This window comes from Hydrosulfovibrio ferrireducens (genome assembly GCF_046883345.1).
GTDB classification, from domain to species: Bacteria; Desulfobacterota; Desulfobulbia; order Desulfobulbales; family Desulfurivibrionaceae; genus Thiovibrio; species Thiovibrio ferrireducens.
In genome coordinates, this window is the sequence record NZ_JALKCW010000003.1 from 22,261 (window position 1) to 28,654 (window position 6,394).

At 49.5% G+C, this 6,394-nt stretch carries 6 protein-coding genes, 1 rRNA gene and 1 other RNA gene; 1 reads left to right on the forward strand and 7 read right to left on the reverse strand.

Going from position 1 to position 6,394, the window contains the following annotated elements:
• The first annotated feature begins 178 nt into the window (after window positions 1-178).
• A complete protein-coding gene (locus MWR57_RS00555) occupies window positions 179-583 on the forward strand; it encodes a hypothetical protein (RefSeq protein ID WP_423122830.1) in 405 nt (134 codons plus the stop codon).
• 164 nt (window positions 584-747) lie between these two features.
• Here MWR57_RS00555 and tyrS read toward each other — a convergent pair whose 3' ends face one another.
• The 7 genes from tyrS to rrf all read right to left on the reverse strand — a co-directional run.
• Window positions 748-1,959, reverse strand: coding sequence for a tyrosine--tRNA ligase (tyrS, locus tag MWR57_RS00560; RefSeq protein WP_479723927.1), 1,212 nt, complete (start codon window positions 1,957-1,959; stop codon window positions 748-750).
• Window positions 1,960-2,051: 92 nt separating this feature from the next.
• Window positions 2,052-3,611, reverse strand: coding sequence for a ribonuclease Y (gene rny, locus MWR57_RS00565; RefSeq protein WP_423122832.1), 1,560 nt, complete (start codon window positions 3,609-3,611; stop codon window positions 2,052-2,054).
• Between the two features lie 486 nt (window positions 3,612-4,097).
• Window positions 4,098-4,279, reverse strand: a non-coding RNA gene (gene ssrS, locus MWR57_RS00570) — 6S RNA.
• A gap of 12 nt (window positions 4,280-4,291) precedes the next feature.
• Window positions 4,292-4,573, reverse strand: a complete 282-nt coding sequence (locus MWR57_RS00575) for a cell division protein ZapA (RefSeq protein WP_423122833.1) — start codon at window positions 4,571-4,573, stop codon at window positions 4,292-4,294.
• Window positions 4,574-4,633: 60 nt separating this feature from the next.
• Complete coding sequence (locus MWR57_RS00580; protein ID WP_423122834.1) at window positions 4,634-4,951, reverse strand: hypothetical protein; 318 nt, start codon at window positions 4,949-4,951, stop codon at window positions 4,634-4,636.
• Between the two features lie 217 nt (window positions 4,952-5,168).
• Window positions 5,169-6,191, reverse strand: a complete 1,023-nt coding sequence (locus MWR57_RS00585) for a bifunctional UDP-N-acetylglucosamine diphosphorylase/glucosamine-1-phosphate N-acetyltransferase GlmU (RefSeq protein WP_423122835.1) — start codon at window positions 6,189-6,191, stop codon at window positions 5,169-5,171.
• A 113-nt stretch (window positions 6,192-6,304) separates the two neighbouring features.
• A 5S ribosomal RNA gene (rrf, locus tag MWR57_RS00590) occupies window positions 6,305-6,394 on the reverse strand; the annotation flags it as partial.

The following is a 6,394-nucleotide window of genomic DNA, read 5'->3' on the forward strand; positions in this document are numbered from 1 at the left end:
CATCGTAGCTCGTCTCACGTCCGCATCGTACAACAGCGCCCCATCGCCGACAAGACGCTGGCGGATTCCGCCTCTTCATTGTCGCTAACGACACTGTTCAAGATCAGACACCTCTGATTATACTCAAGAGAAGGAAGAAAAGAATAACTACTTTTTTGGGGGAGAAGGAGAAAACACCATGCGACACCGACAGCACTTTCTCAGCATCTTAATGGTCTCAGTTTTTTTTGCCGCTTTTTCATTGCCAGCCGAGGCAAAAGATCTCAAGCGTTATGACAAGGGGACCGACAGTTGCCGCATTCTTGGGGGGGATAGCATGTGGTATGGAAAGGGACGACAACTTTTCGTGCAACGATGCAAAAGCTGTCACACCCGCACCAACGACAAGGGCGCGCCATTCCTGCATGCCGAGTCGAAGGTTCCCAACGCCTGGGACCGGGTTTTTTATCAAAAATATCCCGCCTGCGCCAAACAAGGCGCATGGAACGGAATAACAATGCAAGAACTGTTGGTGTTAAACGATTTCCTCTGGCGATTTGGAGCCACAACCTATGATCCGAGAGACGAAAGCAAGTGTGGCTGATAGAATTTTTTCTCCTGGTCCAGGAGAAATAGCGCTTCACAATGACAGAGCCTAAAAAAAAGACATCCTCTCGTGTGCTACAATAGAGAGGATGTCTTTTTGTATCTCTTCAAGAGAACAACTGGTAAAATCCCGTTTCTTCAGAAAAAACGATTCATTGCGTTTTACACAAAAATCACCCGGCAAAACCTGCGTTTGCCAACCTTCAGCAATATCTCGCCCTCGGTCTTGACCACCAACTCGACATCGCTCACCTTCTCGCCGTTCATCGTCACCGCGCCCTGCTGGATCATACGGCGCCCCTCCCCGCTACCCTTGACCATTGCCGCATCCACAAGGAGCTTGGGCAGCCAAACGCCGTCCGGCGAAGCAGGCAGAGTGAGTTCCGGCATATCCTCCGGCAGTTCGTGCTGGCTGAAAACCCGCTCGAAATTTTCCTCCGCCTGGCGGGCCATGTCCACCCCATGAAAACGGGCGGTCAACTCCCGGGCAAGCTGTTGTTTAACAACCTTGGGATGCGCCTTGCCTGATGCCATTTCGCTTTTCAGCCTGGCTATGTCATCGGCGCAAAGATCGCTCAGCAACTCAAAATAACGGAACATCAATTCATCGGAAACCGAGAGGGTCTTGCCGTAGATATTGTCGGCAGACTCGGTAATGCCGATATAGTTGCCCAACGATTTGCTCATTTTGTTGACCCCATCGAGTCCTTCGAGCAAAGGCATGGTGATGACCACTTGCGGTTCCTGGCCCCAAACCCGCTGCAGATCGCGGCCCATGAGCAGATTGAACAACTGATCGGTGCCGCCGATCTCCACATCCGCCTGGAGGGCAACGGAATCATAGCCTTGGATAAGCGGGTAGAGAAATTCGTGGATGCTGATGGGCCGTTCGTTTTCAAAACGAACCTTAAAATCCTCCCGCTCCAGCATGCGCGCCACGGTGAGTTGCGAGGCGAGCATGATGAAATCCTTGGAGGTGAGCGCATTCAACCAGGTGCTGTTAAAAACGACCTTTGTTTTTCCCGGGTCGAGAATCTTAAAGATCTGATCTTTGTAGCTCTCGGCGTTTTTTTCCACCTGTTCGACAGTCAAAGGTTTCCTGGTTTCCGATTTGCCGGTCGGATCGCCAATCATGCCGGTAAAATCGCCAATCAGAAAATTGATCTCATGTCCGAGGTCCTGAAAATGTTTCAACTTCTGGATAAGGACGGTATGGCCCAAATGGAGATCTGGAGCGGTCGGATCAAAACCTGCCTTGATTTTTAACGGCACCCCGGTCGTTGCCGACTTCTCCAGTTTTTTTACAAGATCGGCGCGGGAAATAACGTTGACAGCCCCGCGCTCTATCAGCTCAACCTGTTTTTCAATTGATATTTTCATGGGGTGGCCACTCATTGATGCTCACGCAAAAAAAATGCCGATGGGTTCCAGGCAATCACGGATTCCATCAGCATTTCAGAAAATTATTATTTGGCGTATTCTACAGCCCTGGTTTCCCGGATCACGGTTACGCGAATCTGCCCGGGATAGGTCAACTCCTGCTCGATCTTCTTGACGATATCCTTGCTGACTATCATTGCCTCGGCATCGCTGACCACCCCGCTGTTGACTATAATGCGAACTTCACGGCCGGCTTGAATGGCATAGGATTTCTCGACCCCCTTAAAGGAATTGGCAATTTTTTCAAGATCCTCAAGCCGCTTGACATACGACTCCAGCATTTCCTTCCGCGCCCCCGGACGAGCCCCGGACAGCGCATCAGCGGATTGCACGAGAACATCGAGCACTCCATCGGGCGCAACATCTTCATGGTGGGCGGCAATGGCATGCACGATCACCGATGATTCACCATATTTTTTAGCCAGATCAGCGCCAATGCTGGCGTGTGATCCTTCTATCTCATGATCCACAGCCTTACCGATATCGTGCAGCAATCCGGCCCGCTTTGCCCGTTTCACATCGATGCCCAGCTCCGCCGCCATGACGCCGCAGAGAAAGGCGACTTCCAATGAATGCTGCAAAACATTCTGCCCATAGCTGGTTCGGTACTTGAGCCGACCCAGCAGCTTGATCAACTCCGGATTAACGCCATGGGCGCCCACATCAAAGGTTGCCTGCTCCCCGGCCTCCCGCATGGTCACTTCAAGCTCCTCGCTCACCTTCTCCACAATCTCCTCGATTCTGGCGGGATGAATACGGCCATCGGTGATCAGCCTTTCCAGGGATTGGCGGGCAACCTCTCTCCGGACAGGATTAAATCCGGAGAGGATGACCGCTTCGGGAGTATCGTCAATGATGATATCTATTCCGGTGGCGGCTTCAATCGCCCGGATATTCCGGCCTTCACGGCCGATGATCCTTCCCTTCATCTCTTCGTTCGGCAGAGGCACGACGGAAACGGTTTTTTCAGCGACATAATCACCGGCATACCGGGAAATGGCCAGGGCGATGATGTCCTTTGCCTTTTTATCGGCCTGCATCTTCATTTCATTTTCAATCTTAACCACCATCTTGGCGGCTTCCATCCGGGCTTCACTTTCGATGCTGTCCGTAAGCTGTTTTTTCGCTTCTTCGCGGGATATCCCGGAAATTTTTTCAAGCTGAACTCGCTGCTCTTCGATAACCAGATCGATTTCTTTTTGACGACGGGACAGAGCTTCTTCCTCCCGGGCAAACGTCTGTTCTTTTTTCAGAAAATCCATTTCCCGCTTATCCAGAAAATCCATTTTCCTTTCAATCTGCTCAAGCTTCTGAATGAATTTTTTCTCTTCCTCAAGAACATCCTTCTTCAGCGCCTTGATTTCCCGTTCAGCGTCCTGCTTCAGGGCAAAAGCTTCATCCTTGCTTTGCAGGACAGCTTCTTTTTTAATTTGCTCTGCTTCGGCCAAAGCATTTTCGATAAGTTTGCGCCCTTGCGCCTCTAGATTCTCCGTGCGATCTTCAAGAAATTTCTTGCGCACCAGAAAGCCGATGGCCACTCCACTGCATACGCCAAGTACAATCGCTAATAGTATCTGTACAGTCACGGAGACAACCTCATGTCGAATTTATCTAAAAAACACGCACAATTCCCTTTGGGGGATATGCCGTGATCATGCCTAAAAAGTATGGAAAAAATATTGCACACTGTACGGTCAGGTCTGCACAAAAGCCGCCATCCCGTACTTATGTCGGGAAGGGGATCAGGAGGAAACAACAACGGAAAGGAACGGTGCTTCAGGGGAACGCTCTTGTCTTGAGACAACTCCTCAAACGACTATTTTTTTTACAAATATCGATATGATATCTCCCTAATCAGCGGAGAATATTCTGTCGTATGATGCCAACAAGTGACCTGAAGCACAAATCCATGTACCCATTCCCACTTTGGGAAAAAACCGGTACCCACTATCGTTCTCGCATCCTCTTGATGGGTAGAGCATTGATCGCTATTCTGTCTACCCGAAGACCTTCGCCACATACTATTATCTAAATGCCATCCCTCTCTAGGAAAGGCAGTATCGGCAACAAGCAAATCCCCCGCCATTGAAGTGTCAAGAAGTGACATCGAACCTAACTACGTTAGGTGGGCGGTACCTGAGTTCCCTTGAAGGAATTCCACCGAGATGGATTCCTTTCCAGAAACAACAAAGTCGCCCTCAAAATCAATGTTGGCTCGAGACACTCTCCCAGATCACTAGCAAGGCAGGGGAAACCTCTGCACCCTCTAAAAATTCTTCTCTATTCTTTCGCTAAGAAGACTGATTTTTTCCTCAACCCGAAGCTTATATTCTTCGTATTCCCTTTTCATTTTTACATATTTACTGGCGATATTCAAGCTGGTTAAAATCCCCAGCTTATTTGCCGGCAAAACATGCTGCGAGGCTTGTCCGGCATTCTCAAGTTGGGTTTTCACCAAAGAGAGAATTTCTTGCACATCTTTTTCCGGGGCATCTGTATAGAGCGGATACTCCTGGCCAAGCACTTTAAAGGTGACCAATCGTTCCACAATGCACCACCATTGAAAGGGTTAACAGAATAACTCCCTGAAAGCAATATATTTTCACAATCAGTTGCCTATCAGAACCCCTTGTACAGGCTCAGCAGGTTCCTTGCCAATAACGTTTGCCGAAGAGAGCGACCCGGGTTCAAGGGTTGCTGATTTTTCCCACTTTTCAATGGACCCAAGCAGGCCAGAAACCCGTTGATGAATACTCTTTTTTTCTTCCTTCAAACGCTTGATCTGTTCCTCAAGCTCCTTTTTATCGAGCTCCAACCGGGCAATATCGGCCTGGAGTTTCACCTTGTCTCCCTGAGCTGAATCGAGGCTGCTCAACATTTTCTCGACATTACTCTCAAGTTTTTTCAAATCTTCCTCATATTCCATACAGAACTCCTCTTCTCCCGGGATCATCTGGGATGAATAATATTTACACTCAGAAAAGCCCACGCTCCAGTTTCAAGACCGCGAGCAAAACGACGAAAGCATCTTCCTCTGACAACTGCTGAAGGAAATCGAAATTTACTCTTTCGGAAAAAAGAAAGTCAAGCCATTTATCCGGAAAAGAAAGACTCGACCCAGATGACACAAGCATCTCTACGCCTTATCCCATTCGGATGTCGATGGTATGAGGCGCGACAGTACTTAAGGAAGGGATATGGGTCTGCTGCAAATGGGTGAAAGAGCCAATGTGGACAGAGTCCCCAACCGTGCAGGCGTGTATTTTCACAAAGGAATCAACGCGCACTCCCGAGCCGATCTTACAGGCCCCGGTGAGGGAGGTATTGGGATATATGATGGAATCATTTCCAATGGTTACGGTTTTCTCTATGGTCACGGATTCCGGTTGGATGATAGTTACTCCGGAATCCATGAGCAGCGAAAGATACCGCCGCTGCAAGACAGAATGGGCCTGAACCAGTTCACGCCGTGAGTTCACCCCCAAAATCTCCTCACTGTCCGGGCAACAAAATTTATGCACATGGATCCCGTCGCCTACGGCAATTGCTACAATATCAGTAAGATACACCTCGCCCTGCATGTTGTCTGTTCCAACTCTGTGGAGCGCCTCAAACAGAAATTGCGCGTCAACACAGTAAATACCGGCATTAATTTCCCTGATCTCCTTTTGAGCCGCGGTCGCATCTTTTTCTTCCACAATGCTCGCAATGTTTCCGTGCTCATCGGAGACAATCCTTCCATAGTTATGCGGCTCTGCAACGGTGGTCGTCATTACCGTAACAAGAGAAGCACTCTCGAGATGAACGTGCAGGAATTGCTGAAGCGTCTCCGTTGTGATCAGGGGAGTATCGCCACAGAGAATAAGAACCGGACCGGTATGCGAGCGTAACTCGCCTTCGCATGCCAGGACAGCATGGCCGGTTCCAAGCTGCTGTGACTGATGAACAAATGATACGGGGTATCCGCGCAGTGATTCTTCAACCAGTTGGTGCTGATGACCGGTGACAACGAAATTTCTACCAAGTGCGAGGGGGTGAACGGTAGCCAATACGTGGTGAATCATCGGGGAAAAAAACACCTCATGCAGCACCTTCGGAATTTCCGATTTCATCCGGGTGCCCTTCCCGGCCGCCAACACAAGACCCACAACAGAAGAATACTGCATAGAACTTCCTCCCCGCAAAAGACCAGCACATTGAACCGAGCAAAAACCATACTCACAATTCGGGCAAAAAAAAACCCTTCCTTTTAAGGGGAAGGGTTTTACAACAAAAAGTGAATCGGCGGCGACCTACTCTCCCACCAAGCTTCCCTGGCAGTACCATCGGCGCTGAGAGGCTTAACTTCCGTGTGCGGAATGGGAACGGG

Coding starts and splice junctions, on each gene's coding strand:
- MWR57_RS00555 (WP_423122830.1), top strand. CDS start 179: ATGCGACACCGACAGCACTTTCTCAGCATCTTAATGGTCTCAGTTTTT.
- MWR57_RS00580 (WP_423122834.1), bottom strand. CDS start 4,951: ATGGAATATGAGGAAGATTTGAAAAAACTTGAGAGTAATGTCGAGAAA.
- MWR57_RS00585 (WP_423122835.1), bottom strand. CDS start 6,191: ATGCAGTATTCTTCTGTTGTGGGTCTTGTGTTGGCGGCCGGGAAGGGC.